Consider the following 3262-nt stretch of genomic DNA (forward strand, 5'->3'; position numbering starts at 1 on the left):
CGCGACGGAAAGGCGGGTGCCGTACGACGCGATCCGCGCCCGAACACCCTCCACCGGCTCCGCGATTGACAGCATCCCACCACGACCCGCCAGCACCTTCAGGGTCTTGCTCCGCAGAGCGACGACCTTGGCAGCGTCGTCCAGGGAGAGAATCCCAGCGACGGCGGCAGCGGCGATCTCGCCCTGCGAGTGACCCAGCACCGCGTCCGGAGCGACACCAGCCGCCTGCCATACCGCAGCGAGCGACACCATCACGGCCCACAGCGCCGGCTGCACGACGTCAGCGGCTTCGAAACCGTGGCGCCCCGCCAGCACATCGTCCAACTGCCAGTCCACGTAAGGCGCCAGGGCCGCAGCACACTCAGCCAGCCGGGCCGCGAACACCGGCGAGGCCTCCGCCAGCTCACGCCCCATGCCGACCCACTGGCTGCCCTGGCCGGGGAAGACGAACACCGTCCGCCCCACACCGGCGGCAGCCACCGACCCCGTGACCACACCCGCCGCCGGCTGCCCGGCGGCGACGGCCGTCAGCCCCGCCGCCAGCTCGTTCCGCTCGCCACCGAGCACGACCGCCCGGTGCTCCAGTGCCGCACGCGTCGTCGCGAGCGACCACGCCACATCGCGGACCGACAACTCCGGCCGCTCCGCGACGTGTTCACGCAGTCGACCCGCCTGACCGGCCAGCGCCGCCACGCTGCGACCGGAGACCGGCCAGGCCACATCCGCCGCCCCGGTGAGCACCGGGCTCTCCTGGCCCGCCGGCTCAGCCGCCGCCTCGACGGCCGCCGGGGCCTCCTCCACGATCACGTGGACGTTCGTCCCGCTCACGCCGAACGCCGACACACCCGCGCGACGCGGCCGCTCGCCCGCCGGCCACGCCACCGGTTCGCTCAGCAGCCGCACGTTCCCGGACGTCCAGTCCACGTGCGAGGACGGTTCCTCGGCGAACAGCGTCTTCGGCAGCACCTCGTGCCGCAGCGCCATCACCATCTTGATCACCCCGGCCACACCGGCGGCGCACTGCGAGTGCCCGATGTTGGACTTCACCGAGCCCAGCCACAACGGCCGGTCCTCGAACCGCTCCTGGCCGTACGTGGCCAGCAGCGCGCCCGCCTCGATCGGGTCACCGAGCGTCGTACCCGTGCCGTGGGCCTCCACCGCGTCGACGTCGGAGGGCGACAGCTGGGCGTTGGCCAGCGCCGCGCGGATCACCCGCCGCTGCGAGGGACCGTTCGGCGCGGACAGGCCGTTCGACGCACCGTCCTGGTTGGCCGCACTGCCACGGATCACCGCCAGTACCTGGTGCCCGTTGCGCCGGGCGTCGGACAGGCGCTCCAACAGCACCATGCCCGCGCCCTCGCCCCAGCCGATCCCGTCGGCCTCCTCCGAGAACGCCTTCGACCGGCCGCTCGACGCCATACCGCCCTGACGCCCGAACTCCATGAACGCACCCGGCGACACCATCACCGCGACACCGCCGGCCAGCGCCATCGAGCACTCACCGGCCCGCAGCGCCAGGATCGCCTGGTGCATCGCCACCAGCGAGGACGAGCAGGCCGTGTCCACCGTCACCGCCGGACCGGTCAGACCCAGGCAGTACGAGATCCGGCCCGACGCCACGGACGACACCGTACCGATCAGCCGGTAGCCGTCCAGGCTGGCGTCCTCGACGGGCAGGCTGGCCTCGTAACCGGCGTGGCTCGCACCGACGAAGACGCCGGTCGCCGAGCCGTGCAGCGACTTCGGGTCGATCCCCGCGCGCTCGATCGCCTCCCACGAGGTCTCCAGCAGCAGCCGCTGCTGCGGGTCCATGCCAGCGCCTCACGCGGGCTGATCCCGAAGAACCCCGCGTCGAAGTCGGCCACGTCGTAGATGAATCCGCCCTGTCGGCGGTATCCGCCCTGGTTGTCGAACGCCTCCCAGCCGCGGTCGGACGGGAACCCGCCCACCGCGTCGACGCCGTCGGCCACCAGGTTCCAGAACTCCTCGGGACCGACCGCCCCGCCCGGGTACCGGCACCCCATGCCCACGATCGCGATCGGCTCGCGGGCGCCGGACTCCAGCTCCTTGACCCGCTCACGGGTTTCGAAGTGCTCGGCGGCCAGCTTCCTCAAAGCGTCGAGCAGCTGCTTCTCATCGGCCATCGTGGGTCCTCCTCGACGTCGTCTTGATCTGAGCACCGGAGATCATCACGACGCCCCCAGTTCCTTGTTGATGAAGTCCAGAACCTCGTCGGCCGAGGCTTCGTTGAGCTGTCCGGCCACGGTCTGCCGGGTGGCGGCGGCGCCACCGTCCTCCGCGCCGGCGCCGGGGGCGCCGCGCCGCATCCACCGGGACAGCAGGGTCTGCATGCGCTCGGTGATGTCCTGGCGCGCGTCGGCTCCCCCGTCGACGGAGTCCAGTTCGGCGGCCAGCCGCTCCAGGGTCTCCAGCACCGGATCGCCGTCGTCCGCTCCGCCGGTGCCGACCAGCTCACCCCGTACGTAGTCCGCGAGGGCGGTGGCGTTCGGGTGGTCGAAGACCATCGTGGAGGCCAGCTTGACACCGACCTCCTTGGAGAGGCGGTTCCGCAGCTCGACGGCTCCGACGGAGTCGAAGCCCAGCTCCTTGAACGCGCGTTGCGGCAGCACGTCGTCCGCCGAGTCATGGCCGAGGACCGCGGCCGCGTGGCCTCGCACCAGGTCGGTCAGGACCTGGCGCTGCTCAGCGACCGGCATTCCGGCCAACCGGCCCGCCCACGCGCCGACTTCCTCGGTCGTCGTGGTGACGGCGGCCTCGGCGGCCAGGACCGCGCGGACCTCGGGAAGGTCCGCCAGCAGACGGCTGGCCCGGTAGAGGGTGTAGGTCGGCACGAACTGCGGCCAGTCGAAGCCGGCCACCACCATCGCACCCTCGCCCGCGTCCAGGACCTGGCCCAGCGCCAGCATGCCCCGACGCCCGTCGATGCCCTCCATACCGAACTCGCGCAACCGCTCACCGCCCGAGCTCGCGGCCATCCCGACACCGGCCCACAGGCCCCACGCGACCGAAGAAGCCACCAGGCCCCGGGCCCTGCGATCCTCGACCAACGCGTCCAGGTGCGCGTTCGCCGCCGCATAGCCGCCCAGGCCACCGCTTCCCCACACACCCGCGCCCGACGAGAACAGCACGAACGCGTCGAGATCCCGGCCCGCCGTCAACTCGTCCAGCACCACAGCGCCGCCGACCTTCGCCGACAGCAGCCGCGACAGCTCGGCCACCGACAGCTGCTCCACCGGTGTCC

General features: G+C 72.3%; 1 protein-coding gene and 1 pseudogene. Both read right to left on the reverse strand.

Translation table 11 applies throughout. The features are described from left to right. Positions 1-2144 (reverse strand): annotated as a pseudogene (locus tag AE652_RS06415) (type I polyketide synthase); the annotation flags it as partial. Positions 2145-2189: 45 nt separating this feature from the next. After that, the coding region (locus AE652_RS06420; protein WP_159028377.1) for a beta-ketoacyl reductase at positions 2190-3262 on the reverse strand (1073 nt) is incomplete at its 5' end.

It is taken from the genome of Kitasatospora sp. MY 5-36, assembly GCF_001182915.1.
Lineage (GTDB): Bacteria > Actinomycetota > Actinomycetes > Streptomycetales > Streptomycetaceae > Kitasatospora.